Raw genomic sequence first — 26942 nt, 5'->3', positions numbered from 1 at the left:
CTAATTAGTTGTTGATGTACTTCTCGAACACGTCACCGAAGTCTTTCCGGTTCCACTCGTGATAGTGGCCTTTGAGCCAGTCGAAGCTCTGCTCGTTCAATTCCTTGAACGTCGAGGCGACGTTCATATCACCTTGGCGCAGCCCGCTCAAAATCGATACCGAATGCGTGAGTGAGGCGTTGGCGTACTCCATCATCTTTCGGCCTTCACGTTGTTTCTCGGCGATGGCGAGGAGCGATTTGTACAAGTCTTTCACATGCTCGATTTGTTTCTTGTTCACGTCAATCGAATACGGCTTGTCGCCAATCGTGAATTTGATCTCGACGTCCATATCGACCGTGCCAGCCGTCTCGAACATGACGTTATTTAATGGGAAGTGGGCATACGGATACCGGTACAAGACGCGTTTAGAACTCATCGCGCTCGTCCCGTCGAGGTGAATCATCGCCAAGTTCGTGAAGCAGTACTCGTCCGATTTCGATTTGATCAAAAAATAAATCTTCTCGTTGTCCTCATGCAGGACGTAATCATCCGAATCCGCTTTATCAAAATCTTTCGGATCGATGACTTCACCGATATCGCTGAAGCCCGTCAAATCAGAAGCTAGTTTTTTGAACATGTACAATCTCTCCTCAGTAGTGGATTTTGTGCATCTCGTTCGGGTCAGACCCGGTCCGCTCGTTTCGGTTGAGTCCGTCGATCGCGTGCATCTCTTCTTTCGTCAACGTGAAGTCGAACACCTCTATATTCTCACGAATTCGACTCGGCGTGACCGATTTCGGGATGACGGCGACACCGTTCTGCAAGTGCCAACGCAAGATGACTTGAGCTGGCGACTTCCCGTGCTTGGCCCCGATCTCAGTGATGACCGGATCCTCAAGAGCCTCGCGTCCTTTCATGAGCGGACTCCACGCCTGGATTTGAATATCGTAGCGCTGGCAGAATGTGATCAACTCTTTTTGGGACAAGTATGGGTGGATCTCGACTTGGTTCACCGCCGGGACGATCGAGCACGACTGGATGATCTGCTCAAGGTGGCTAATCTCGAAGTTTGAGACGCCGATGGCCCGGACCTTGCCTTCCTCATACAACTGCTCGAGCGCTTTATACGTCTCGACGAACTTGCCGAAGCGCGGCATCGGCCAGTGAATCAAGAACAGGTCGACATACTCGAGACCGAGCCGATCGAGGCTGTCTTGGAACGCTTGGAGCGCCTCGTCATAGCCGTGGAACTCGTTCCATAGCTTCGTCGTTACGAAGATGTCTTCCCGCGGCACGTTTGACTCGCGAATCGCTTGCCCGACACTTTCCTCGTTTTGATAGACAGCAGCCGTATCGATCAACCGGTAGCCGGCGTCAAGCGCCGCTTTGACCGTGTCGACCGTCACCGCACCGTCCTCCACTTTGTACACGCCGAGCCCGAGCATCGGCAGTTTCACATCATTGTTGAGTGTTGTCCATTCCATAAATTGATTCCCTCCCTCTCACCTCTTACGTTACAGAAAATCGTCCGGAAGTGAAAGCGAAAGCTACAGTCGAATGCTTTCGCCGTGGGCTTTGATCACGATTTGGTCACGTTCGAGCTTGGCCGCGGCAACGAGTCGCTCATACGGCTCTTCGACCGGTTCGTACGATAAGACGAACGTGTCCCAATGCATCGGGAAGAAACGCTTCGCGCCGCTCTGCTTGAACATCGTCCACGCCTGTTCCGGCGTGCAGTGCGCTTCCTCGAACGACTCCGGTTGATAGGCGCCGATCGGGAAGAAGGCGAGGTCGATCGGTTCTTTGTTCGCGAGCCCGTTGAACGAATCGGTATACGCCGTATCCCCGGCGAACAACATGCGGACCCCTTTATATTTCAAGACGTAACCGTTGTAGCCCATATGTTTGTCCCATGGGAAGCGATTGCCCCAGTGGGCGACGGGGATGGCTTGGACGTGGAGCCCGTTCGCGAGCGTCAATTTATCGTGCGGATGCATCTCGAGTGTCTGCAGGCTCGGATACTTGCGTAATAGCTTGCTCGTGCCGGGGGCCGAGATGACGACCGTGTCGCGAGTGATGAGCCGTTTCAAGCTCTTATGGTCGAAATGGTCCATATGGGCGTGACTGAGCAAGATGACGTCGACGTGTCCAATCTCCTCGATCGAGAGGGCGGGGGCGGTGTGGCGTTTCATCCCGAACGTGACGGGCCCGACATGGACCCCGATCCGGTTCGAGAACACCGGGTCGGTCAAAATCTTTAACCCGTACCAATGGATGAGCACGGTCGAATGGCCGACCCAGATGGCACCGACCATCGTCTCATCGAACGAGGCGAGGTCCGGTTTGACCGTCGGGACTTTGAAGGCGGGGCGAGGCAGTCTTCGTTTGAATCGTGTGTATAGGAACGTACCGACGCTCGCTAGGACAGCGCTCGGGACGAGTAGGTTTCGTAATCGCATAGTAGTCACCTCATCATCTAAGATACTTTCATCATAACGCTCACGGGAGGAGGTTACATCCGCCGGAAGGTGTAGAAAAAATGGGAGATTGTGGGGCATCACTTGCGAATCCGCTTACAATTTGGTACGGTGGCAGTAACTTAGGAAAGGAAGGTACACGGTGCCATGAAAAAGTCACACGCACTCAACTGATGAAACGAATCATCACTGTTCGCACGAACAGTCACGGGTGAAGTGTGTCCAATTTCAGGCTAAGGGGTAACCCTTCTTTCTGCTTGACCGGAACTCTTCACACCATCGCTTTTGGGCGGATGGTGTTTTTTGTTTCATCGCGTATCGGAACAATCAGCGAGGTGAAACAATATGTTATCAATCCAACAAGTCCGGTTCGATCACGACCGGCAACCATTATTGAATGACGTCTCATTCGAGGTGGCGGCGGGGGAACGGGCTGTCTTGTTCGGCCAAAACGGGTCCGGCAAGACGACGTTGTTCAAACTGCTCGAAGGCGTTCTGACCCCGCAGGCAGGCATCATCGACGTCTTCGGTACGGTCGGTGTCGTCGAACAGACGGTGTTTGACGGAGAAGAGACTGTTCTTGACTACGTCATGCAAGGCGACCCACAGCGCTATCCGCTCTACATGGACGTCACATCGGGTGACACGGCGCGGGTGCTCGAGGCGTATGATAAGGCGCTCGTATCCGACGCCTTCGGACTCGAACTTGAAGCGAAACAAGCACTCAAACGGCTCGGCCTTGACGCACACGATTTGACACGACTCCGAGAGTTGAGCGGCGGTGAACAGACGCGGGCCCAACTTGCCCGGCTGACGATGCGACCAGTCGACATCGTCCTGCTCGACGAACCGACGAACCATCTCGACGTCGACTCCATTAAGTGGCTGACGCGCTGGGTGAATGAGTATCCGGGGACGGTGCTCGCCATTTCCCACGACCGCCAGTTCATCGACGATGTCGCGACGGTCATCCTTGAACTAGATGAAGGGAAAGTCGTCCGTTATCCGGGTAATTATACGGCCTATAAACACCAGAAGGCCGAGGAACGAGTGCGCGACGAGCGGGCCCATGCCCGCTATGTGGCTCGGAAGTCGGAACTGCTCGACATGATCGCCCAATATAAAGGCTGGCATTTGAAAGCGAAAGCGACGGCGAGCGTACGGAGTCCCGGCGCCCAAAAAGGAGCGGCAAACCTCGCCATCAAGATGAAGGCCAGGGAACGTAAACTTGAACAGCTCGAAGGGGCGCGACCGGATCGGCCGAAAGACAAGGAATCCATATCGGTCCGCTTTCAAGCCGACCCGCTCGAGGCGAAAACATGGATCTCGGTCGACGACGTCTCGTTCGGTTACGAGGACCTTCTTTTGGAGCGACTCTCGTTCACGGTGAACCGGAGTGACCGTATCTCCATCGTCGGACCGAACGGGAGCGGGAAGACGACGCTCTTGAAACTATTGATCGGTGAGCTCGTCCCGACATCAGGGAAGATTCAGCGTCACCCAAAACTGAAAATCGGCTATTTCTCGCAAACGCTCGCCCGATTGCCAAAAGACGGGACATTGCTCGACGCACTCCTCGCGGGCAGTGAGATTACGGAGACGGAGGCACGGACACTTTTGGCGCACTTCTTGTTCCGTCGTGACGAGGTATATAAGCCGATCCATGACGCGAGCATGGGGGAAAAATGCCGCATCGCCTTCCTCATCCTCTACTTTTCGGATGCGGATCTGCTCGCGCTCGATGAGCCGACGAACTATTTGGACGTGGCCACACGCGAGCAAATCGAAGCCGCACTCGATGTGTACCGGGGCGGGTTGATTCTCATCTCGCATGACCGGACGTTCCACCGCTTGACGAATCGGACGATCGAGCTCGGGGAGACGGTACGTGTCTTTGAAGCGGGAGAGGGTATGCCGCCGGTCGACGTCGATGCGACGCTCCGGACGCTCGAGACGCTGACGAGCGAGCCGCAAATTTTCTTCGACGAGGCAGGAAACGGGATCCCCCTTGCCGAATCCGAGAAGGGACGAAACAAATAGGGGTGGAAGATCATGAAAGAAGAAATACGGGTATCACGGGCGGCATCACGAAAACGGAAACGGTTTTGGCAATCGGTGACGGTGGTGTTATTGATCGCCTCGCTCGTCGGCGTCATCGCTTTCGCGGCGCTCATGGACTCGAAGAAGTCGGCGCTGCCGGAGACGGACGACATCGCGACCGAATCGGTCAACAGTGACACGGAATCGACGGATGAGACCGAGGATGAAGCAGAGGCTGACGAGAAAGATGGGACGTACGTCTATATCATGGCACCATACACAAAAGTGTTCGCCGATGACCGCGTGACGGTCATCTATGAGGCTGACCTCGGCGACCGTTTCGAGCAACTCGAGGCCGTCAGCGGTTTCGTTAAACTCCAACTGAACGAGCAGACGACCGGCTGGGTGACGGAAGAACAAGTGACGGGTGAAGCGACGAGCGTCTCGGATGAGGACCTGGCGGAGGCGTGGAAAGCGGTCGTCCCGTCGGCCGATCCTACGACGCTTGAATGGCTCGGCCAAGACATCGCGAGCGTTCGCGCCACGCTCGGTGCCCCGAAAGCGGTCCAGCGCGACCAAGTGAACGAATATCATTTCTATGACGGTTTCTTCCTGATGGTGCGTGACCAGCAGGTGAAGGCGATCGACTGGGACCGCCAAGTGGTCGCGACGCCGGATATGACGGCGACGAGCGGTCAAAACGCCGGCAGTTGGTATGAAGGGGAGACACGTCAATTGAAATTGTTCCCTTATGACGGGGTCATGCGGGTCCGGGTTGAACAAAAATGAGGTGAATCGTCGAGAGGGTGTTCCTTTCGGCGATTGTTTTAGTTCTTCATTCAAACGAACGTTTGAATGTTAGAGGGGAAAGGTATAGAATGAAAGGGAGAGGAGGGGATGGTATGGGTGCACATCACGACCACCACGGACATGACCATCATCATCATTCGACGAATCAACGGGCATTATTCTGGTCCTTTTTGCTGATTGCGACGTTCATGGTCGTCGAGGTCATCGGCGGATTGTGGACGAACAGTTTGGCATTGTTATCGGACGCGGGCCATATGCTCAGTGACGCGGCCGCGCTCGGACTCAGTTTCCTCGCCGTCCGGTTCGGGTCACGGCAGGCGACACCGGAGCGGACGTTCGGCTATCGGCGGTTCGAGATTTTGGCGGCGTTCGTCAACGGGTTGACGCTACTCGCCATTTCCATTTACATCATCATCGAAGCATATCAGCGGTTATTCGCACCTCCTGAGATTTTAAGCGGCGGTATGCTAACGGTCGCCGTCATCGGGCTGCTCGTCAACGTGCTCGCGGCTTGGCTGCTCATGCGGGGAGAACGCGACAACTTGAACGTTCGCAGTGCGTTGTTGCACGTGTTCGGTGATTTACTCGGCTCGGTCGGTGCCATCACGGCGGCCGTGTTGATCATGGCGTTCGGCTGGACGCTCGCCGATCCGATCGCAAGCCTGTTCGTCGCCGTTTTGATTTTGTTGAGCGGTTATCGCGTGACGCGAGAGGCGATTCACATCTTGATGGAAGGGACGCCTGACCAAATCGACGTCGTGGCGATGCAGCGAGAACTCGGTGGTGTTGACGGCGTCAAGGAAGTCCACGACCTACACGTCTGGTCAATCTCGTCAAATGAACTCGCCGTCACGTGTCACGTCTTGATTGAAGCGGACACGGACGACCAACGCGTCTTGCGTGAGGTGACGAAACGGATTCGTCAGTTCGCCACGTTCAATCGCTCGACCGTTCAAATTGAGCGGGAAGCGCAGTGTTGTGAGGAACGAACGATCTGGTAAACAAACAAGCGGTCCCTGACAGTTGTCGGGGACCGCTTGTTGTTATGGCTTCAAGACGACTTTGACACAGTCGTCCAAATGATCGTTAAAGATTTTGTACGCGTCGGCCGCTTGTTCGAGCGGCAAGCGGTGCGTGATGATGTCGGTCGGATCGAACTTTTTGTCTACGATCATTTGGAACAGTTCGGGCATATAGTGAATGACCGGGGCTTGTCCGGTCTTCAAAGTGACGTTACGTGTGAAGAAGTCACCCATCGGGAACTGGTTATAGTTCATCGGATAGACGCCGGTCAATTGCACGGTCCCGAACTTGCGGACGGCTTCCTTGGCGACTTTGATGGCGCTGAGCGTGCCGCCTTGGACCATGAGTTTCTGCTCGACTTTCTCGATCGGTGATTTCTTCCCGTCAATCCCGACACAGTCGACGACGATATCGGCCCCGCCACCTGTAATCTCGCGGATGTATTTGCCGGTCTCGACCGGGTCTTTCAACAGGACGGTCTCGACGTTGTTCGACAGCTTGGCCCGATTCAAACGATAAATCTCTGGATCGACGGCGATGACACGTTTCGCACCGCGCACCCAGGCGAGCTTTTGCGTCATCAGACCGACCGGCCCCGATCCGAGAACGACGACGGTGTCGCCGGCCTTCATACCCGCGTTGTCGAGACTCCACCACGCGGTCGGGATGACGTCCGATAAGAACAGGAGCGCCTCATCATCGAGCTCACACGACTCGGGGATGACGAGCGGCATGAAGTTTCCATATGGCACTTTTAAATATTCGGCTTGGCCCCCAGGATGGTTCCCGAACTGCTCGGTGTAACCGAATAAGCCACCTGCGTCTGTATGCGGGGCATGGTTCGAGTTGTCGCACTGGCTCTCCATGTCGTTCTCACAATAGAAGCAATGACCGCACGAGACGTTGAACGGCAAGACGACCCGGTCGCCTTTTTTCACTTTCGTCACGTCGGACCCCACTTCTTCGACGATGCCCATCGGCTCGTGGCCGATGATGAATCCATGTCGGGCCGGCATGTTGCCTTGATAGATGTGCAAATCCGAGCCGCAAATGGCCGTCGACGTGATTTTGACGATAATCTCTTCCCGGTTCTCGATCTCCGGATCTTTTACATCCTTGACCTCGATGTTCTTCGTTCCTTGATAGGTGACAGCACGCATATGTCCACTTCCTCCTTTTTTCAAAAACAGGTAAGTCACAACATGAGTACTGTACCCGCACGCCGTGCATGCGAATCCGATTTTTGGGGAAAATAGGAAAAGGGGCTCACTGAGGAGCCCCGGTCCCAGCGACGTCGATGACGACGATCTCCGGTGGATTGAACACACGCGGTACGCTGACGCTGTAGTTGAAGCCGCGCCCGATGACGTGGGTGAACGTCTCATGTTCATACAGCCCGCCGGCGTACTTCGGGAAGAAACCCTGATCCGGCGCGTACAGTCCGTTCAATAGATAAGGGATTCGGACTTGCCCGCCGTGGGCGTGGCCCGAGAGGACGAGGTCGAACGGTAAGGCGGCATATGTGTCGACCTGTTCGGCCCGATGTGACAAGAGCAGGCTGAACGCCGATTCGGTGTCGACATCACCGAGCGAGGTCATGGCCGTCTCTTCCCAGCTCGCATGAATATTTTCGGTGTATGTCCGGAGTGGGTCTTCGAGCCCGCCGACGAGGACGTCGACGCCGTTGACGTTCACTGAGGCCATCTCGTTCTCGAGCACGGTCACGCCATAGGAGCGAAACACGTCTTTGACGTCGTGGCGCACGAAATCGTCCGAGCCGTCAATCTCGTGGTTCCCGGTCACGAAATACATCGGCGCAATCCCTTGCAGTCCCTCGATCAATTCGAACGAGGCGTCGGGTGAGCGGAAGCGGTCGAGGATATCGCCGGGCAGGGCAATCAAATCCGGTTCTTGTTCCCGTACTTTGTCGATCAAGACGCGCTGGTCGTCCCCATACGAGTACCCGTGTAAGTCCGACAACAGGACGACCCGGAACGATTGACCCGTCTCGAGCTTGTCGGACTCGACCGCATAATTGCGGACGGTCAGACCGTTATAGAAAGCGGCGAGGAGAAACGCCACCCCGAGGCCGAACGTCACATATTTACGTTTTCCTTTGAACATCGTCCGCCTCCTCTCATTGCTGTCGTTCGTTTCTTCAGTTTACTCTGTTGATGCTCCGGACGCAAAAAAAAGCCCGCTCGGAAGCGGGCCATCGAATTATGCTGCTTTTGCTGTCAACTTGACGTCGACGTTGCCGCGTGTCGCTTTCGAGTACGGGCAAACTTGGTGTGCCGCTTCGACGAGGCGATCCGCTGTCGCTTGATCGACACCTTTGATCTCGACTTCGAGTTCGACCGAGATGAAGAAACCTTCATCGTTTTGGTTGAGCGTGACGTGACCGGTTACGCTCGTGCCGTCTGTCTTGACGCGTTCTTTGCCGATGACGAGGTTCAAGGCGCTACCGAAACATGCCGCGTAACCTGCTGCGAAGAGTTGCTCCGGGTTCGTCGCTTCGTCAGCGTTTTTAGAACCAGGCATAGAGACGTTCAAGTCGATCACGCCGTCCGTAGATGTGACGCGACCTTCGCGGCCACCGATTGCAGTTGCAGAAGCTGTGAATAATGATTTCATGATTCAATTCCTCCATTTCGTTTTTAGGCAATTAAGTTGTGCACAATTCAATTATAGGGCAGTCAAACAGATAAGCAAATGATATGCTTGTCCTAAGACTATAGCCGGAGGAAATGACATGAAAAGTTCGTTAACATTAGAGCATCAAATCTGTTTTCAGCTCTATACCGCTTCAAAAGAGCTTACACGATTATATCGCCCAATCTTAGCACCGTTAAACCTGACATACAGCCAATACTTGGTCATGCTCGTCTTGTGGGAAGAAGACGGGATCGACATGAAGCAACTCGGCGACCGACTAACGCTTGATTCGGGCACGCTGTCACCGCTCGTCAAGCGATTGATGCAACTCGATTACGTGGAGAAGGTCCGAGCGACCGATGACGAGCGTCGCGTCCTCTTATCGCTCACACCGTCCGGTAGCGCACTGCGTGAGCAGGCCGAGGACGTACCGGTCAAAGTGAGTGGTATGCTGAATATAGACGAAGCGACGTATATCGCTTATATGGAGATGCTCATCGATATAAAGGCGCGACTGCGTGACTTCGGTGAGCGACAGGAGTAGGTTTCTCGAAAGGAGACGCGATGTTTCGTAAACTAGTGATTCTATTGCTCGCGATCGGCATGTACGCGGCCTGGAAATTTGAAGTGCCGAACGTGTCGGCGCCGACGAGCATTCAAGTGAAGTCGACAGAAGTGGCAGAAGAACAGCAGGAACGTTCGACCGACGCGCCACGCTTCACGAGCCAATATGCCGGGCATGACTGGTACTTGCTCGAGAAGAACGGGGACCGTAGCCTCGAGTTGATCGATGAAGATGGTTCAAAGCAAGGCTACTATCAGTTCGAGACGGGAAGCGTCTATGAAGGACTCGTCGTCGGTGAGACGACACGGCAACAAGTCGAGCAGATCGGTTTCGACGAGGTCAAGTCGTACAATAAGGGACTCAAACGCTATTTGATCCCGGATGACCCGTCCTTCAACGTCTATGCGATTGACGACGATTACGTGACGTTCTTCTTCGATCAGCACGATGAGGACAAGCTCAAGGCCGTGCTCACCGTCGACCGTGACGTCGAGGAGTCGAGTGATGGCTACTACGGCGACGTGTCGGAAGACAACCTCGTCGCGAACGAGCAGTTGATGCGGATGCTCATGAACTGGGACCGTCAGAAGTTCGGTTTGTCGGCGCTCGCCGACTATGAACCACTGCTCCCGGTCGTGCGCGCCCATAGCGAGAATATGGCACGAAACAACTTCTTCAGCCATACCGATCCCGAGGGCCGTGACCCGTTCGAGCGGATGGACGAGGCCGGAATCGCTTACTCGCTCGCCGGGGAAAACTTGGCGATGGGGCAGATGAGCGTCTTCCACGCCCACTGGGGACTCATGAATTCGCTCGGTCATCGGGAGAATATTTTGAAAGACGGGTTCACACATGTGTCGGTCGGCCTCGTTTACAACGAAGAGTCGAGTCCGTTCTACACGATCAACTTCATCACGCCACGTTAAAAAAGGATGGCCCGCCGGATTTTGGCGGACCATCCTTTTCCCTTATAACAGGCGTTTGACCGCCGTCTCGATCTCATCCGGTGTCGTCTGTGGCGAGAACCGTTCGATGACGTTACCGTTCCGGTCGACGAGGAACTTCGTGAAGTTCCATTTGATCGTCTTCGAACCGAGGAGACCCGGTGCTTCTTTTGATAAGTATTGGAAGAGCGGGTGGGCGTCTTTCCCGTTCACGTCGACTTTGGCGAACATCGGGAACGTCACGCCATAGTTCAATTGACAGAACTCGCTGATTTCCTCGTTCGAGCCCGGATCCTGATTGCCGAACTGGTTACACGGGAAGCCGAGGATATGGAAGCCTTGCCCCTGGTAACGTTCATATAATTTTTCGAGCCCGTCGAGCTGTGGTGTGAAGCCGCACTTGCTCGCCGTGTTGACGATCAATAGGACGTCCCCTTCATATTTTGATAGCGGTTGGAGCTTGCCGCTCATGTCGGCCGCTTCATATTGATAGATCATGCTGATTCCCCCTTTTTGTATGTATTATACCAAGCAAGCTTTGCAGACACGACTTTGAACCAGTCGTCCGCAATCAAATTGTCACGAAACGATGAAGTCGTTGTTACAATGAAATATGTTGGACGGCGTATAATGAGACTCGTTGTAGAAAGGAAAGGTGTTATGTACATACTGAAAAATGAATTTATATGGATCGGTTTGATCCTGATTGGCTTATTCTTCTCAAGTGCGACCCCATACTCGGACCAGAGTATCGTCTCACCGCTCGAACGGTTTGACTGGACGTGGGCCGAACCGGTGCTGTCGACCGTAGACTTCGAGTACGCCGGGGGAGCGGTGTCGCTCGATGCGAAAGGGAGCGTCGGATTGATTGAATTCTTGATCCGGAAAGCGGCGCACTTCACCGTCTTCTTCGTCCTCGGGGCACTTCTCGTCAAAGCGGTGTCACGGACGCGACTTCATGTCGGACTGACCTTATTGTTTGCATGGGCGCTCGCGAATACGGTCGCCATCTTCGATGAGTTCCATCAAAGTCTGACACCTGAGCGGACACCGCTCATCCAGGACATCCTGCTCGATAGTTTTGGGGCGGCTTGTGGCGTCCTTCTCATCGGCGGTTATTATATGTGGAAACACGGTCGGACGAAACGATCACGGTCGGGCTACGTCTCCCCGAGATGGTAAACAAATGATAGAGGTAGTTATGTGAAAAGCACTTTCGAGAAGTGCTTTTCTTTTTATTTATTACGTATTTGTGACTGAGGTAAATGGAAAATCCCTTTATACCCCCGTTTTTAAACGTATAAAACCTAAATCAGGTCAATGTAACGCGAATGAAATATAAGTGTAAAATAACTTTAGGTTTAGATTGCTATAATGAGTCACAGAGCGATATCGAAATTCGCCTTCTAACTTTAGAAATTATTCGATCTATATGATATAGAAATTCAAAGAACTCAGCGGAGGGAAGCACATTGGTTAACTTGAAGAAACTTGCAGCAACCGTCACTTTAGGAGCTCTTCTCATTAGCGGCACGACACCTGGCTATGCAGCGTCATTGACAGACAAACAGAAAAAGGTGCAGCAGCAACAACAAAAGAATAGCAGTGAACAGAGCAAAGCGAACGCTTCGATCAAAAACCGTGATCAAGCGATTAGCAAAGAACAGCAAGAAATCAACAAGTTAGATGCTGAACTCCAAGACGTCATCAACGACGTCGCGCAAAAGAAAGCTGAGATTCGTGCGACACAAGAAAAAATCGCAGCCCTTCAAAAGCAAATCAAACAATATGAAGCGAAGATGAAGGCACAAGAAGAACTCATGAAAGAGCGCATGGCTACGATGCAAAAAAATGGCGGCGGCTCGATCGACTGGGCAGAGTTCATCTTCGGATCGAAAGATTTCGCTGACTTGCTCACACGCATGATCACTGCGGGTACAATCCAAGAGAACGACAAGCAGATCTTTGAAGAGTACCAAGCGACAAAAGAAAAATTGGCGAAAGCGCAAGCTGAATTGAAAGCTGAGCGCGACGCTCTCGTGAAACAAAAAGAAGAACTTGAACAACGTCAAAAGACGCTCAACAAGAAAATGAAAGAGCGCGCAGCGAAGATCAAGAAACTCAACGCTGAAAAAGTGAAGTTCGAATCGAAATTGGTGAGCCTCCAAGAAATGGAGTCAACACTCAAGTCACAAGAAAAAGCGATCAAAGCTGAAATGGAAGCACAACGTCGTGCGGCCGAAGAAGCGAAACGTGCGGCAGCGGCAGCAGCGGCTGCGAAGAAACAACAGAGCTCGAACTCGTCTGCGAACGCGGTCAGCACGCCGACAGCAGCGCCAACAACTTCAGTACCTGCAAGCGGCGGCATGTTCCAACGTCCGTCAGGCGGTCGTCTCACGCAAGGATGGGGACCGGCGAGCGGTGTGAACGGCTATACGTTCCACAACGGGATTGACTTGGCAGCTCCAGTCGGTACGCCGATCAACGCAGCGCAAACCGGTACGGTCACACGTGCTGGATGGGGCGGTGCCTACGGGAACCACGTCATCATCACGCACGTCTTGAACGGTCAAGTATGGACGACTGTATACGCGCATTTGAGCTCGGTATCGGTATCAGCTGGCCAACGCGTGACACAAGGTCAACACATCGGCGGCATGGGTAGCACAGGCAACTCGACTGGCTCACACTTGCACTTCGAGATTCACCGTGGCGGTTACTCGTACTCATCTTCGAGCGCGGGCAACACGGTTAACCCAGCTTCATTCTTCTAATAAACGTATACAAAAAGTGATCGACGAACGCGTCGATCACTTTTTTGTTGCCCTGTACGCGATAAAGGTCAAGAGGGCGGCGCCGATCACGCTCAACCAGAGCGTGTCCCAGTTCGGGTCGTCGAGCATGCTCCGCCCTCCGAGGAACACCATATAGCCGAGTACGGCGAGCGTGACGAGCGTCAAGGCGGTCACCCGGACCCGGCGCGGGATGCGGAGCCACCAACCGAATAATCTGTTCATCAAAAATCGCCTCCATCTATAGTATAGGGGAGGCGAAACGAATCAGCTAGGCAATCGAATCCATGCCGAAGTGAAGATTTTTTGATAACCTACTTCTTTGTAAATCTTGTTCGATGTCGGGTTACTCAAATCCGTATAGAGCGTACAATACTGTTTCGACGTCAAGAGCTCCCGGCTCAGCTCGGCGACGAGGGAGCGGGCATAGCCGCGCTTCCGCAACGCTTTCGGGGTGTAGACGAACGAGACGGTGACGCCGTTCGCGGTCTCACGCGACTTCTTCGCACACGAGACGACCTTGCCGTCGACTTCCCAGACGTACACTTCATTCTTGTCGAGCATTACGGCGATTTTGTGCCGCGCCTCGTCTTTCGAGGAGGCCGGAAGACCGGTTTCCTTTTCAAACGCGTTATACGCCTTGACGAGGAACGTCTCATCGTCCTCGGTCGCAAGTCGCATCGACCCTTCCGACAGCGGGATGTCGTTGACGTGATCGAGACGATACAGCCCTTGCTCCATGAAGACTTTCGGCTCTCTCGCCGTCAGGATGTACCAGAGTGTGTAGAAATTCATCGCTAGATCAGCTTGCGAGACGACCTCGGTGAATGGGATATCACCATTTAATAGTTCAGGCACGAGCAGACGAAGGACGTCATCCTCTCGCTCAGGCTTCAGGAGCACATAGTTGAGCGGATGAGGCGGAGTCACTTGCAGGATTGCGAGCACATCACCGTTATCTTCGACGGTCAGTTGATGATACGTCTCGTATCGACCTTGCTTGATGGCATCGAGCACGCCAATCATCAAGCTGTTCTCGGCCTCATGTTCGAGTAGGTGGGGCATGACACGTTCTTCAAATCCGGGTAAGTCGTTCCAAGAAATCAGTTCCATGTAAACACCCTTTCAGCGTATGTATGCAAAACGGGCAAACCGTATGGCCTGCCCGTTTTCCTCATTCTATCAAATTTTGGAGCGAATTATGCGATTTCTTCGCGCGCTTTCGCGTCGTCGAGGAGTTTCGTGTTGCGTTTGAAGTAATGAACGATCTTGGCGATGGCCCCGTCTCCCGTGACGTTCGTCGCCGTACCGAAGCTATCTTGTGCCAAGTAGAGGGCGATGACGAGACTTTGCATCGTCGCGTCGAACCCAAGGATCGAACCGAACAAACCGAGTGAGGCCATAACGGCTCCACCTGGTACGCCTGGTGCCGCGATCATCGTGACGCCGAGGGCGAGGATGAACGGGAGCACGATCGCGTAAGACATCGGCATGCCGTTCAAGTACATGAGAGCGACACCGACCGATGTGAGTGTGATCGTCGAGCCTGACAAGTGGATCGTCGCACAGAGCGGGACGACGAAGTTCGCGACGCCCTCGTCCGTGTTGTTCGCTTTCGCTTGACGAAGCGTGACTGGGATTGTCGCCGCTGACGACTGTGTGCCGATGGCTGTGAAGTAAGCCGGCATCATTGTCTTGAGCAGTTTAAGCGGGTTCTCTTTGTTGAGGCCCCCTGCGATCGAATATTGAATCAAGAGCATCGTCAAATGAAGGACGATGATTGTGACGAAGACGAGCGAGAACACGGAGAGAATCTCAGCGACTTGTCCGGCGTACGTCATGTTCATGAAAATTCCGGCGATGTGAATCGGTAATAGTGGAATGATGACTTTGCTGATGAGTAGTTCAATGATATCGCGGAAATCCATAGCTAGGTCGAGCGAGCGCTTGCTTTCGGTGGCGGCAATCCCGATGCCGATGACGAATGCGAGCACGAGTGCCGTCATGACGCCGAATACCGGTGGAATCTCGAATCCCAAGAAACCTTTCAAGAGAGCCTCTTCCGGACTTTCGGCTGACGCGTTCGTGCGTGTCAAAATTTGTGGAAACAGGTTGCTCGTCGCGAAGTAGGCGAGCGTCCCGGCGACGATTGTTGATACATAAGCGATGGCGGCCGTCAAACCGACTAATTTCCCGGCGCCTTTTCCAAGTTCCCCGATTCCTGGAATGATGAAGGCGAGAATGATGAGTGGGATGGCGAAGCCTAGGAACTGTCCAAAGACCGTATTGAACGTGACGAATGTCCGGACAATCCAGTTCTGGCTTTCTGGTACGATGCTACCGAGTAAAATCCCGAATGCGATAGCAATGATGATGCGACCTAGAAGGCCAATGCGTAATTTCAAAAAAATCATCCTTTCTTAATGTTTGAATTGTTGCTATTTTCGCACATTTCATGCGAGGTTGCCACCCTATCTTTCATTTTTCAATGAAGATTGACGTTTGACAACTTTGAAATAGGGTATCACAAAATGTTGGAGTGGAAAAGGGAGGGACCTTCTTCTTTTCCTAATATACAAACGATGTTATGATTAATTTTGAATAGACGGAAAGGAGGGGTGACGCGTGCAGGTACAACGAACAACAATTCATATCGCGGGTCAAGACTATACGATCGTTAGCGAAGAGCCAGCCGATCATGTGAGGGAAGTGGGCTTTCTGGTCGATAGCAAGATCCGCGAGATTCGTGAACAGTCCCCTCATCTAGACGCTCGTCAGGCGGCGGTGCTCGCCGCTATCCAAATTGCGAGCGATCACGTCAAAACTAAACGAAATACGGGAGAATAAATCACTCTATGGTTACTCTACTTATACTGTTTTTCTTGTTCATCGGGATCGTCAACGGATTCCGTCGCGGGGCGATTTTGCAGCTCGGCCATTGGGTCGCGCTCATCATCAGTTTCCTCGTCGCCAATGCATACTATCGTGATCTTGCCGAAGCGTTCAAGCTTTGGATTCCATATCCGTCGCAACTCGATGGGACGCTTCCGAAAGGTGTCATCGATTTAAATGCGCTCACAGGTCTCGAGATGACGTTTTATAACGTCTTTTGGTTCGTCGTCTTGTTTGTCATCACGAAACTCGTCCTGCATCTCATTTTGTCGATGCTCGATTTCTTGACGGACTTGCCGATCTTGCGCCAATTGAAAGGCATCATCGGTGCCGTCCTCGGGTTCTTCGAGGCGTACGTGATCACGTTCTTCATTTTGTGGGTCATTGCCTTCGTACCGATGGCCAGCGTCCAAAGTGCGGTCGACAACTCGTCACTCGCCACGTACATCATTCAAGACACGCCATATCTCTCTGAATGGTTCTCGAATAAGATGTTGTAACACGACAGGCCGGAATGCAAGCTAGTGCTTGTATCTCGGCCTTTTCTGTATGGAAAAGGGGGAAGCATGATGAATAAAGTCGAAGCAATGATGCTGTTAGAAAAAATCGCGCAATACATGGAGATTAAAGGGGAGAACCCGTTTAAAATCAACGCCTTCCGCAAAGCCGCGACGGCACTCGAGAACACGGAGCTCGAACTCGAGGACATCGAGGACTTGACGACGATCTCTGGCATCGGCAAAGGGACGGCCGCCGTCCTCGAAGAGTGGCGGGACACGGGGCGGAGCGAGGTGCTCGAGTCACTCCAAGAAGAGATTCCGTACGGTCTCATGAAACTGCTCAAAATCCAAGGGCTCGGCGGCAAGAAGCTCGCCAAGCTCCGCGAAGTCGGCGTCGTCGACCTCGAGACGCTGATCACGGTATTAGAGGACGGTACGGCCGCGAGTCTCCCGGGCTTCGGAGCCAAGAGTGTCGAGAAGTTGCTCGCAGCGGCACGGAACCTCGAGTCACGTCCGGAACGCCTGGCGTACGCCATGATGCGTCCGGTCGTCGAAGAGATTGAGGCGGTACTCGAAGCGGAACCGCTCGTCTTGCGTCATTCGGTCGGCGGCAGTTTCCGCCGGGCCGAGGAGACGTGTAAAGACCTCGACTTCATCATCGCGACCGAAGAGCCTGTCGCCCTCCGTGACAAACTGCTCGCCCTCCCGTTCATCAACGAGGTGATCGCGGCCGGCGAGACGAAAGTGTCGCTCGTCCTCGAACGTGAGGAGATGGTGTCGATCGACTTCCGCATGGTCGAACCGGGCGCCTTCGCCGCGACGCTCCACCACTTCACCGGCTCGAAAGACCATAACGTGCGCATGCGCCAGCTCGCCAAAGCAAAAGGTGAGTCGATTTCTGAATACGGTGTCGAGACGGCGGACGGCCTCTGGCAACCGGAGACGGAAGCCGAGCTGTTCGAACGTTACGGCTTGCCGTTCATCCCGCCGGAGCTCCGAGCAGGCAACCTCGAGTTCGAGCATGACATCTCGAAGCTCGTCACACTCGACGACATCAAGGCCGACGCGCATATGCACACGCTCTGGTCGGACGGGAAGCTGACGGTCGACGAGCTTGTCGCAGCGATGAAAGCACGCGGCTATGAATGGATCGCCATCACCGACCACGGTAAATACATGTCGTTCGTCAACGGCTTGACCGAGGAACGACTCGAAGCGCAAGGGGAAGAGATTCTCGCTGCCGCGAAGAAACACGACATGCACGTCCTGCGCGGTGTCGAGATGGACATCCGTCCGGACGGGACGCTCGACTATGAGCCCGAGTTCTTGGCGACGCTCGATTACGTCGTCGCCTCGATTCACTCGAAGATGGACCAATCCGTCGACGAGATTATGGCCCGGCTCGAGAACGCCTGCCGCTCGCCGTACGTCAACGTCATCGCTCATCCGACCGGTCGCCTCATCGGGCGCCGTGACGGCTATCCGATTGACGAGGAGCGTTTGATCGCCCTCGCCAAAGAGACGGGGACGGCGCTCGAGTTGAACGCGAACCCGAACCGACTCGATTTGACGGCCTCGACGCTGAAGAAGGCGAAGGCGGCCGGCGTCAAACTGATGATCAACACCGACACGCACCACCCTGATATGATGGAAGATATGGCACTCGGCGTCCTGCATGCCCGGAAAGCCTATCTCGAACCGTCAGACATCATCAACTGCCTCTCGTTCGAGGACGCCAAGGCGTTCATCGACGCGAAGCGACAGAAAGGAACATGCTAGATGGATCACGCGTTACGCGTTTTAGAATATGAAAAACTCCGCCAGCAGCTCGCCGCCCACGCCGCGAGCTCGCTCGGGAAAGAACGGGCACTCAACATGCAACCCGACTATACGTACGACCGGGTATTGTCGAACTTGAACGTCACCCGCGAGGCGACCGAGGTCGTCCGTCTCCGTGATCGGTTGCCGCTCGGCGGATTGACCGACGTCCGCAGTGAAGTGAAACGGGCCGCCATCGGCTCGGTCCTGTCGACGAGTGAACTGCTCGCCGTCGCCGCCGTCATGTACAGCGGCCGCCAAGTGAAGAACTTCTTCGAGAAGCTGCATGAGGACAATGAAGACCTCCGCATCCCGCGCCTTGACGAATACGCCGAGCGTTTGACGAAATTGATCGAGGTCGAACAGTCGATCCGTCACGCCATCGACGACCAAGGCACGGTCCAAGACTCGGCGAGCGACCGGCTCCGTGGTCTCCGGACCCAGCTGCGCAGCTTTGAAGGCAGTGTCCGCTCACGGATCGACAACATCCTTCGCAACAACGCGAAGATGCTGTCAGACGCCATCGTCACGATTCGGAACGACCGTTACGTCGTCCCGGTCAAGATGGAGTACCGCCAAGCGTTCGGCGGGATCGTCCATGACCAATCGGCATCGGGTCAGACGCTCTTCATCGAGCCGCAGGCGATCGTGTCAATCAATAACGAGATTCAAGAAGTTCGTTTGAAAGAGCGCGCCGAAATCGACCGCATCTTGAGCGAACTGTCGAACCTGGTCGGCGGTGTCGCCGATTCGGTCGTGATCAATCTCGACGTCCTCGCCACGCTCGACTTCGTGTTCGCGAAAGTCGCCTACGGCCATCAGCTCAAAGCGACGGAACCGAAACTGAACGACGAACGCGAGATCAAGTTGAAACAAGCGCGTCACCCGTTCATTCCACAAGATGAGGTCGTGCCGATCACCGTCGAACTCGGTGAGGCGTTCACATCGCTCGTCATCACTGGACCGAACACCGGCGGGAAGACGGTGACGCTCAAGACGCTCGGACTGCTCCAACTGATGGTGCAGTCAGGTCTGTACGTGCCGGCCGAGTTCGGGACGGAGCTGTCCGTCTTTGACGCTATCTATGCCGACATCGGCGATGAGCAGTCGATCGAGCAGAGCTTGTCGACGTTCAGCTCGCACATGACGAACATCGTCAGCATGCTCGACAAGATCGACTTCATGTCGCTCGTCCTGTTCGATGAGCTCGGTGCCGGGACAGACCCGCAAGAAGGGGCGGCCCTTGCCATCGCCATCCTCGATGAAGTGAAACGTCGTGGCGCCCGCGTGGCGGCGACGACGCACTATTCGGAACTGAAAGCGTACGCTTATAACCGTGAAGGCGTCATGAACGCCTCGATGGAGTTCGATATCGAATCGCTCAGCCCGACGTATCGCCTGTTGATTGGCGTACCGGGCCGTTCGAACGCGTTCGAGATCAGTCGACGTCTCGGCTTATCGGAACAAGTCATCGACAAGGCACGGAGCCACGTCGGCACCGACGCCGAGTCGGTCGAATCGATGATCAATGAGCTCGAGGCGGCCAAGCATCGCGCCGAGCAGCTCGAGAAAGAACTCATCGTCAAACGCCATGACCTCGAGGCCGAACAGGCGGCGTTCGAGGCGAAGCTGACCGATTTCGAGCGCGAGCGCGACACGATGTATGGTGAAGCCGAGGCCCGTGCCGAGAAGGCCGTCGAACAGGCGAAGCGCCAGGCGAACGAAGTCATCGACCGCTTGAAGAAGCTTCGTGAGGAAGGGATCGTCAAAGAGCACGAGATTATCGCTGCGAAGAAACAGCTCGAATCGGCCAAACCGACGCTCCAAGATAAAAAGATCCAAAAAGTGAAACAAAAAGCGCAACAGAAACGTACGTTCAGTAAAGGCGAAGAAGTGAAAGTGACGACGTTCAACCAAAAGGGCTATATCGTGAAGCAATTGAACGACAACGAATATAACGTCCAAGTCGGAATCATGAAAGTGAACGTCAAAGCGGACGACCTTCAGAAAATCGGCCCATCGAAAGAGCAGTCGCTCCAATCAAAAGGTAGCTCGCTCAAGCGTCAGAGCTCGACGAAGTCGGAGCTCGACTTGCGCGGCGTCCGGGTCGAAGAAGGGCTTTCCCGCCTCGACAAATATATCGACGAGGCACTCGTCTCCGGGTACGACAACGTCCGCATCATCCACGGTCTCGGGACCGGGGCGATGCGCCAAGCGACGCAGGAGTATCTGAAAGGACATCGTCACGTGAAGAGTCAGCGCCCCGGTGGGATGGGGGAAGGCGGACTCGGTGTCACGGTCGTCGAATTGAAGTGAGGGGAACAGACGAATGGGGCATGTGAACGTGAACGTATTGCTTGAGTCGCTCGGCTTGTATTCCATCGCCGGACTCATGATTGTCGTCGGTCTCGCCATCTTTGAGGTGACGACCCCGTACAGCAATTGGCGCGAGATTCAAAAAGGAAATATCGCCGTCGCGCTCGCGACCGGTGGGAAAATCGTCGGTCTCGCCAACATCTTCCGTGTCGTCGAGAGCCATCACGACCAGACGATGGACGTGTTGGTCGGAGGGAGCTTCGGTTTCGTGCTCTTGTTGGTGACGTATTGGTTATTCGAATTTTTGACGCCGTCGCTCAAAGTGAACGAGGAGATTGGGAAAGGGAACATCGCCGTCGGATTGATGGCGTTCCTGCTCTCGATTGGGGTCTCGCTCGTCGTCGGCGCGGCGTTGGTGAGGTGAAGACATGGTATATGAGAGACTAGCGAAGATTCTCTTCATCGGGGCCGGCCTGTTTTTAGTGGCAGCGGCACTATGGTTTATCTTTTATTGAGGGAAAGCGACGTTCTCGAACGTCGCTTTTTTTGAAAGGAGGAGACAAGTGTGGCAATCGATTTGAATTTTTTGATGACGACGGAAGACTATGTGCTCGAGACGGAATCGTTTCAGATGAAAGGTGTCACCTATTATCCACTTGAGTGGACGTTTTTCGGGGCAAGTGACCCGACGATGTTGCTGACGTGGGACACGGAACGCGACCGAATCCTGATTCGTTTTGAGCAATATGCGGTGTTTCTCGGGACGATCGAGGACCATAGTATGCATGAAGAAGGACTACGAAATGCTTACCCAATCGTGAAACTGAAGACGTCCCGATTTACCCGATTCGCCGCAGAGAACATGGGTACTGAGCGAGTCAACACGTATCGAGGCGAACTATCGCATTATGTGATTCGGACGTTCGAGCAAGAGTTTCACGTCTTGGCATACGAAGATCCGACTGTGATCGATTTAGGGAAAGTCGGGGATACAGGGGTTGTGGTCGAGACCATAGATGAAATCTCGTAAGAAAATCTAACAGATGCGAAGGAGAATCGATGATGAAAAAGTTGCTTTTATCCGTCTCTCTGTTCGCAGGAACCATGATGCCGTTATCCGCTTGCGGAGGAGTGGGCACGGTTGAACCGGTTGACGACAGACCTATCATTCATTTTGATGCGGCTTCCATCATTTCGGCAGCCCGCGACCATTATCTCAAAATGCTCACGTTATCGAGCATTCCGAGAGATGACGTGAATGTTCCGGGTGCGATTGAAGAGTTGCAGGCCATGCGAGCAGACAACGACACGTATTTGGCCGAACTGAAGGACATGCGTCATGAAGATTCCTCGGCCGATGAATATAAAGACCTCATCGTCGAATATCTAGAAGCGGAAAACGTGTATATTGATCAAACCATCGAGAACGTGTACGCGGGAAGCATAAGTCTCCCTAACCGATTCTCGATGGACACGCTCTACTCGCGAACAAATGCAAAAGTGTCAGAATTTCGATATGAGCCAAAATGATGTAAACGCAACGGAGCGTCATCCCAGGAAGGGACGACGCTCCATTTTTTTTGGTTTATGGCACTTCAATTTTAACTGTATACACTTTCGGCATGGCGCCGCTTGAAGCATACAAGACGAGCGTTTTCTCTTTCTCTGGAACGAGGAAGACTAAATCAATTTCAGATTTCTCGCCTGCGAAATAACGAAAACCGTTTTTGAACGCTTTTTTATTGTGGTTGACCATATCGACTGGACTATATTTTTTCCCGTCTGACGTGTACATGCGGAACCCGTTCGGTCGATAGTCCATAGTGCCACCATATTCATCATCCTCATGAAAGAGAGAGAGGGGCAGACTGACGAATCGTTTCCCAGCTTCCGGTTCGGTTCCATCCGGTGAAGCGTAGACCGGTTCCCCGACTTGGAATTCACGTTTCTTCATTTGTGGATCCCCGATAAACGTTTGGAACGTACCGAGGTTCATGATTTTTTGAAGGTTATCTTCTTTTGGTGTGGTAGCTTTGGCTTCTTTCGGTTTATCCGCTTTTAAATCAGCCTGTTTCGCACCCGTTGTCTGTGCGGTCGGGGCTGGTGTCGGCTTCGCCTCTTCCGTGACCGGTTTGACTTCTGGTGACGTGAAGACGAACAAGCTGATGATACCGACGACGAGAGCGGTCGCGGTCGTCCCGAGCACGAGTCGGAACCGTTTTTCGACTTTCTTCTGGTTGACGACGTGTCCGCCGATGGCCTCAGCCGGTGTGATGCGGACCGCCCGCTCTGCCGGGAGGAGCGCCCCGAGGACACCGGTCACGACCGGGATGAGGATGGTCGCGAACAGGAACGGCAACTCGGACGTCGGGAACTTCTGATACATGATGGTGACGATGATGATGGTGACCGTCACGCCGAGCAGTCCGGCGAAGAACCCGGTCAACGCGCCTTCCGTCAAGACGAGACGACGGATGGACGTGTTCTGCCAACCGAGCGCTTTCAAGACGGCGAGCTGCGGCTTACGCTCCGAGACGTTTTGCCACATGATCTCGGTCGTCGTCAGCATCGCGATGAGCAAGGCGACACCCATGGCGACGTAATGCATCGTGCCAACTTCAAGGGCGACGAACTCGCCAATCCATGTCGTATACAAGACGCCTTGAAGGCGGAAGGTGACGAACAGGAAGAAGCCGAACAGGCTCGTCGGTAAGGCGATGGCGAGAATCGACAACGTCGTCCGCGGCCAATACGTCACGAGCTGGTTCAAGCTCATGCCGACGCTCGAGCGGGAGCGGAGCAGTCGGCGTCCTTTCGACACTTCGCCAGACTGCATCGTCTCATACGGTTTGATGCGTCGAACGAGTCGAATCGGGATGAGCGTCCCGAGCCAATAAATTAAGAGACCGGCCAAGCCGATCAACAGGATGCGCGTGATCGACGTCGAGCCGGCTGCCGTCCAAAGGAATGTGCCGAGAATCATCCATGAGATGAGCGCGACCATCGAGCCGAGAATCGTCGCTTCTAGGAATAAGAGTTTCGATAGTTGGCTCGGACGCCATCCGAGCGATAGCAGAATGGCGAACTCTTTCTTCCGGGCGTACAGCATGATGATGTTCGAGCTGAACACGTACAGCATCGCGACGAGGATGACGCTCACGACGACGCCGGAGAAGCCGAGTTTCGCTTCTTGGAAAATCGTGATCGACGAGCCGAGCTTGATCCACGGCTGTTGAATCCAGCCGAGGGCGCTCTCGCCTTTGAGTCCTGGCAAATAGGTGACGGCATATTGCGGAGATGAGCCGAGCGTGACGTCCGTGATGAGACCGGTCTGATCCTCAATCTCTTTGGCGACCGCTTGGAGTTTCGCTTCACTCTCTTCGTTTAAGACGTCAACGCCTTTCACGTTGACGCGAATCGCCGAGATGGCTTTGTCACCGGCGATGGCGAAAGCGGCATCGAGCGTCGTCAACATCGAAGGTGGTTTCGTGAGGAAGCTGTACGGGTTGTTCGTCGGCTTGACGGTCGTCGGTGGGTTAACCGGTTCATCCTTCGAGCTCATGACCCAATCGGCGCTGGCCGGGAAATACGTCTCCATCGGTAGTTCCGTCAGCGGGTCTTTCGACAATTTCAGTTTCGACGGGTCGAACAAGCCGATGTAGTTATATTTTACCTTCGGCGCATCGTTGAGGTCTTCCGCGTATTTATTTGACTTGCGATACATGCTTTCTTGTCCATAAGTCACTTCACCCTCAGCGAGGAACGGTTTGATTTGATACGAGTACGGCCAACGTTTCGGGAACGGGCTCGTCACGCCTTCGTATACGAGAGGTGAAGCTTTCTCGGCAAGCCAAGTATAGTCAACTGTGACACGAGGGTCTTGCGGTTGTGGTGTCCCTTCTAAAATGTGTTTCGTGATATTGTCGTGCATTTGTTGCGCTGTAAAGTCGTATGAGGCGACTTCCGTCCCTTTCAAGCTATCGAGGTATTCATCTTTCCCTTGATCGAGATAGGTTTTGATGAACGCCTCTTGATCAGTTGTATCGACATCTACTTCTTCAATCGTGTAGTTGATTGATGCATCGACGTAGTCTTTTGAACTCATCAAAATCGGAATGGTCGTGATGTCCTCATCGTAAGGCTCTGGAACATCCTCATCATTGAAATAACGACTGAACTCTGTCGCTTGTACGGCATCGTCTAAGCCAACAAGTTTCGCTTCGGCAACCGGGTCAATCCCAGCCAACATGACATCGCTCCCGTAAGAGAGGGGAAACTCTTCGTACAGGGCGGTCGGACCGATTCCGATGTGGGTCGAATCACCGTTCGGCATCCAGCCGACCCAAAAGTAGGCTTTCAGATCTTGGAAGTCATTGATTTTTTCAATGCCCGTATCGATAAGTGTGTTCATCTTGAGGCGATAAAGACCCGCTTTATCAAACGTATACGTTTGAGTGAATGAACTAGAATAAGTCGACCCAATCATCGCGATCGGGGCCGCGACATCGACGTCGGCAATCTGTTGAACCGTCTCGTACTGTTCGCGCGTGATGCCGCCCTCGAGCCCGCTCATATAGTTTGGTTCGAGCAGGTTCAAATCCTCGGTCACACTGCGGCTGCCTTCTGGCCGGACGACGATATGGTATGACGAATCCCAACGTTTCTGGAGCTCGTTGACGACCGTCCCGTTGTTCGCCTGGGTCACCCCGAGTAGATAACTGAGCCCGGTACTGACGATGAGCATCCCGACCATGAGCAGAATGAACCGTTCCTTATTCCGCCACCATGAGTTCCAGATGAACTTAAGCATGATGGACGTCGCTCATGGCGACGACCTGCCCGTCGCGCATCTCGATTTTTCGGTTCGCCCGGTCGGCGAGCTCCGGGTCGTGCGTGACGAACAAGACGCCACAGCCGTTGTCCCGATTCAGACGCGTCAACAGGTCGAAGATGATATCACCCGTATGCGTGTCGAGGTTCCCGGTCGGCTCATCCGCGAGCAGCCACTTCGGACGGTGGATGAGAGCGCGGGCGACGGCGACGCGTTGTTGCTGACCGCCGGACAGTTGCGACGGCAGCGAGTTCGCCTTGTCACTCAAGCCGACTTCTTTTAAGAGTTCAAGGGCACGTTCTTCCCCGTCATAGTCGACTTTGCGTCCGAACAGCGATGCCATGACGTTCTCGAGCGCGGTCAACGTCGGGATCAAATGGAACTGTTGGAAGATGAAGCCGATGTTGTCGAAGCGGAAGTCGGCGAGCTGTTTCGCGGACAAGGTCGAGATCGGTTCGCCGCTGAATAAGAGCGTGCCATCGGTCGGACGATCGAGCGTGCCGATCAAGCTGAGTAGCGTCGATTTCCCTGAACCGGATGGACCGATAATCGAGATGAAGTCGCCGTGGGCGAAGTGGAGGTTCACATCGTCGAGCGCGAGCGTCGCGACGTCGCCGTTATCAAAGCGTTTCGTCAAGTGTTTGCATTCAAAGTCATAGGCCATAGGAATGCTCCTCTCTAAGTTGGAATACAATAGCCATTATTAAATATGTAAGAACACGTAATTTTCTGACTATTTATCATAGTGTATAGGAAAAACTTTCCTGTGGGTAGCCGAGAAAATTTTCGTCTTGGTTTCGAGAGGAGTCTGGGTCGGAATGGGGAAAAGGGTTAATAGAATTCGGAATTGAATGAAAGGGAGTGGGAACAATGAAACAGTTCGAGATTGAGTTCCATATGATCAATGATGAGGTGTTGACGCAAGTGGTGGAGGCGGAGAGTCGTTATGCGGCGCTGGAGTCGATTTATCAATCGTTCCGTCATGCGACGGACGGGTTCGTCCAGTTTGAGGATGAGTGGATCATCTTCCTCGACCATGTCGTGTACGTGAAGGCGTTTGAGATTGTGGAGTAAATTTCAATTTTCAAAAAGCCATTAGCTACCAAGAAAGTTGAGAGACAACTCAATTTAATTAACAAATAACTAGGTTAAGAATTTAAAATATGTTCAATTTATTCGGATTCAAAATTATATAAATCATATCCAATTATTTGATATAATTTCATTGGTATAATAATAATTTACTTATTTAAAATTAATTCTATGTTACTAAAAGTTTTGTGGAGGATGATTGTAT

At 53.6% G+C, this 26942-nt stretch carries 27 protein-coding genes; 15 read left to right on the top strand and 12 right to left on the bottom strand.

The features are described from left to right. Positions 1-4: 4 nt before the first annotated feature. From EVJ34_RS03750 to EVJ34_RS03740, 3 genes are all read right to left on the bottom strand, one after another. Positions 5-619 carry a PH domain-containing protein gene (locus EVJ34_RS03750; RefSeq protein WP_021066768.1) on the bottom strand — a complete coding sequence of 205 codons (615 nt, stop codon included), beginning with the start codon at positions 617-619 and terminating at the stop codon, positions 5-7. A 13-nt stretch (positions 620-632) separates the two neighbouring features. After that, the gene (locus tag EVJ34_RS03745) at positions 633-1466 is read right to left on the bottom strand and encodes an aldo/keto reductase (protein ID WP_131433331.1); all 834 of its coding nucleotides are present in this window, start codon (positions 1464-1466) and stop codon (positions 633-635) included. Between the two features lie 63 nt (positions 1467-1529). Then, complete coding sequence (locus EVJ34_RS03740; RefSeq protein WP_131484725.1) at positions 1530-2441, bottom strand: MBL fold metallo-hydrolase; 912 nt, start codon at positions 2439-2441, stop codon at positions 1530-1532. Between the two features lie 363 nt (positions 2442-2804). Between EVJ34_RS03740 and abc-f the strand changes: the two genes are divergently transcribed. From abc-f to EVJ34_RS03725, 3 genes are all read left to right on the top strand, one after another. Then, positions 2805-4499, top strand: coding sequence for a ribosomal protection-like ABC-F family protein (gene abc-f / locus EVJ34_RS03735; protein WP_131484724.1), 1695 nt, complete (start codon positions 2805-2807; stop codon positions 4497-4499). A 12-nt stretch (positions 4500-4511) separates the two neighbouring features. Continuing rightward, complete coding sequence (locus tag EVJ34_RS03730; protein ID WP_131484723.1) at positions 4512-5288, top strand: hypothetical protein; 777 nt, start codon at positions 4512-4514, stop codon at positions 5286-5288. A gap of 113 nt (positions 5289-5401) precedes the next feature. After that, positions 5402-6310, top strand: a complete 909-nt coding sequence (locus EVJ34_RS03725) for a cation diffusion facilitator family transporter (RefSeq protein ID WP_131433335.1) — start codon at positions 5402-5404, stop codon at positions 6308-6310. Between the two features lie 42 nt (positions 6311-6352). Here the strand turns inward: EVJ34_RS03725 and EVJ34_RS03720 are convergent, their stop codons facing one another. From EVJ34_RS03720 to EVJ34_RS03710, 3 genes are all read right to left on the bottom strand, one after another. Further along, complete coding sequence (locus EVJ34_RS03720; protein ID WP_131433337.1) at positions 6353-7492, bottom strand: zinc-dependent alcohol dehydrogenase; 1140 nt, start codon at positions 7490-7492, stop codon at positions 6353-6355. Positions 7493-7598: 106 nt separating this feature from the next. Continuing rightward, a complete protein-coding gene (locus tag EVJ34_RS03715) occupies positions 7599-8456 on the bottom strand; it encodes a metallophosphoesterase (RefSeq protein WP_131484722.1) in 858 nt (285 codons plus the stop codon). Between the two features lie 96 nt (positions 8457-8552). Beyond that, positions 8553-8966, bottom strand: coding sequence for an organic hydroperoxide resistance protein (locus EVJ34_RS03710; protein WP_131433341.1), 414 nt, complete (start codon positions 8964-8966; stop codon positions 8553-8555). A gap of 118 nt (positions 8967-9084) precedes the next feature. On the opposite strand from EVJ34_RS03710, the gene EVJ34_RS03705 reads away from it, so the two are divergent. Beyond that, positions 9085-9531 (top strand): MarR family winged helix-turn-helix transcriptional regulator, encoded by a 447-nt coding sequence (locus EVJ34_RS03705; RefSeq protein WP_131433343.1) that lies wholly within the window; start codon positions 9085-9087, stop codon positions 9529-9531. A 20-nt stretch (positions 9532-9551) separates the two neighbouring features. After that, entirely contained in the window at positions 9552-10478 is a 927-nt protein-coding gene (locus EVJ34_RS03700) for a CAP domain-containing protein (protein WP_131433345.1), read from the top strand. A gap of 42 nt (positions 10479-10520) precedes the next feature. Here the strand turns inward: EVJ34_RS03700 and EVJ34_RS03695 are convergent, their stop codons facing one another. After that, positions 10521-10994 carry a glutathione peroxidase gene (locus tag EVJ34_RS03695; protein ID WP_029595900.1) on the bottom strand — a complete coding sequence of 158 codons (474 nt, stop codon included), beginning with the start codon at positions 10992-10994 and terminating at the stop codon, positions 10521-10523. Between the two features lie 162 nt (positions 10995-11156). Here EVJ34_RS03695 and EVJ34_RS03690 point away from each other — a divergent pair, with 162 nt between their 5' ends. Then, positions 11157-11678 (top strand): VanZ family protein, encoded by a 522-nt coding sequence (locus EVJ34_RS03690; protein ID WP_131484721.1) that lies wholly within the window; start codon positions 11157-11159, stop codon positions 11676-11678. 290 nt (positions 11679-11968) lie between these two features. Further along, positions 11969-13270: a murein hydrolase activator EnvC family protein gene (locus EVJ34_RS03685; protein ID WP_131484720.1), complete on the top strand. Its 1302-nt coding sequence runs from the start codon at positions 11969-11971 to the stop codon at positions 13268-13270. Between the two features lie 36 nt (positions 13271-13306). On the opposite strand, the gene EVJ34_RS03680 is transcribed toward EVJ34_RS03685, so the two are convergent. The 3 genes from EVJ34_RS03680 to EVJ34_RS03670 all read right to left on the bottom strand — a co-directional run bounded on the left by EVJ34_RS03680 (position 13307) and on the right by EVJ34_RS03670 (position 15702). Then, a complete protein-coding gene (locus tag EVJ34_RS03680) occupies positions 13307-13513 on the bottom strand; it encodes a hypothetical protein (protein ID WP_131484719.1) in 207 nt (68 codons plus the stop codon). A 42-nt stretch (positions 13514-13555) separates the two neighbouring features. Continuing rightward, entirely contained in the window at positions 13556-14401 is an 846-nt protein-coding gene (locus EVJ34_RS03675) for a GNAT family N-acetyltransferase (RefSeq protein WP_131484718.1), read from the bottom strand. 86 nt (positions 14402-14487) lie between these two features. Then, positions 14488-15702 carry a dicarboxylate/amino acid:cation symporter gene (locus EVJ34_RS03670; protein WP_131484717.1) on the bottom strand — a complete coding sequence of 405 codons (1215 nt, stop codon included), beginning with the start codon at positions 15700-15702 and terminating at the stop codon, positions 14488-14490. A 211-nt stretch (positions 15703-15913) separates the two neighbouring features. Between EVJ34_RS03670 and zapA the strand changes: the two genes are divergently transcribed. From zapA to EVJ34_RS03635, 7 genes are all read left to right on the top strand, one after another. Next, positions 15914-16135 carry a cell division protein ZapA gene (gene zapA, locus EVJ34_RS03665; protein ID WP_021066785.1) on the top strand — a complete coding sequence of 74 codons (222 nt, stop codon included), beginning with the start codon at positions 15914-15916 and terminating at the stop codon, positions 16133-16135. 8 nt (positions 16136-16143) lie between these two features. Continuing rightward, positions 16144-16680: a CvpA family protein gene (locus tag EVJ34_RS03660; RefSeq protein ID WP_034776712.1), complete on the top strand. Its 537-nt coding sequence runs from the start codon at positions 16144-16146 to the stop codon at positions 16678-16680. A 69-nt stretch (positions 16681-16749) separates the two neighbouring features. Next, entirely contained in the window at positions 16750-18459 is a 1710-nt protein-coding gene (polX, locus tag EVJ34_RS03655) for a DNA polymerase/3'-5' exonuclease PolX (protein WP_131484716.1), read from the top strand. Further along, positions 18460-20814 (top strand): endonuclease MutS2, encoded by a 2355-nt coding sequence (locus tag EVJ34_RS03650; protein WP_131433358.1) that lies wholly within the window; start codon positions 18460-18462, stop codon positions 20812-20814. It begins immediately after the preceding gene. A 13-nt stretch (positions 20815-20827) separates the two neighbouring features. Further along, the gene (locus tag EVJ34_RS03645; protein WP_131484715.1) at positions 20828-21238 is read left to right on the top strand and encodes a DUF350 domain-containing protein; all 411 of its coding nucleotides are present in this window, start codon (positions 20828-20830) and stop codon (positions 21236-21238) included. Positions 21239-21379: 141 nt separating this feature from the next. Next, positions 21380-21844, top strand: coding sequence for a hypothetical protein (locus tag EVJ34_RS03640; RefSeq protein ID WP_131484714.1), 465 nt, complete (start codon positions 21380-21382; stop codon positions 21842-21844). A gap of 32 nt (positions 21845-21876) precedes the next feature. Continuing rightward, a complete protein-coding gene (locus tag EVJ34_RS03635; protein WP_131484713.1) occupies positions 21877-22344 on the top strand; it encodes a hypothetical protein in 468 nt (155 codons plus the stop codon). A 55-nt stretch (positions 22345-22399) separates the two neighbouring features. On the opposite strand, the gene EVJ34_RS03630 is transcribed toward EVJ34_RS03635, so the two are convergent. Next, positions 22400-25624: an ABC transporter permease gene (locus EVJ34_RS03630; RefSeq protein WP_131484712.1), complete on the bottom strand. Its 3225-nt coding sequence runs from the start codon at positions 25622-25624 to the stop codon at positions 22400-22402. Continuing rightward, the gene (locus EVJ34_RS03625) at positions 25617-26309 is read right to left on the bottom strand and encodes an ABC transporter ATP-binding protein (protein ID WP_131484711.1); all 693 of its coding nucleotides are present in this window, start codon (positions 26307-26309) and stop codon (positions 25617-25619) included. The genes EVJ34_RS03630 and EVJ34_RS03625 overlap by 8 nt, the downstream gene beginning before the upstream one ends. A gap of 206 nt (positions 26310-26515) precedes the next feature. On the opposite strand from EVJ34_RS03625, the gene EVJ34_RS03620 reads away from it, so the two are divergent. After that, the gene (locus tag EVJ34_RS03620; protein WP_021066795.1) at positions 26516-26719 is read left to right on the top strand and encodes a hypothetical protein; all 204 of its coding nucleotides are present in this window, start codon (positions 26516-26518) and stop codon (positions 26717-26719) included. Positions 26720-26942 lie beyond the last annotated feature (223 nt).

It is taken from the genome of Exiguobacterium sp. SL-9, from assembly GCF_004336985.1.
GTDB lineage: Bacteria > Bacillota > Bacilli > Exiguobacteriales > Exiguobacteriaceae > Exiguobacterium.
This window is presented reverse-complemented; position numbering and strand designations above follow the sequence as displayed.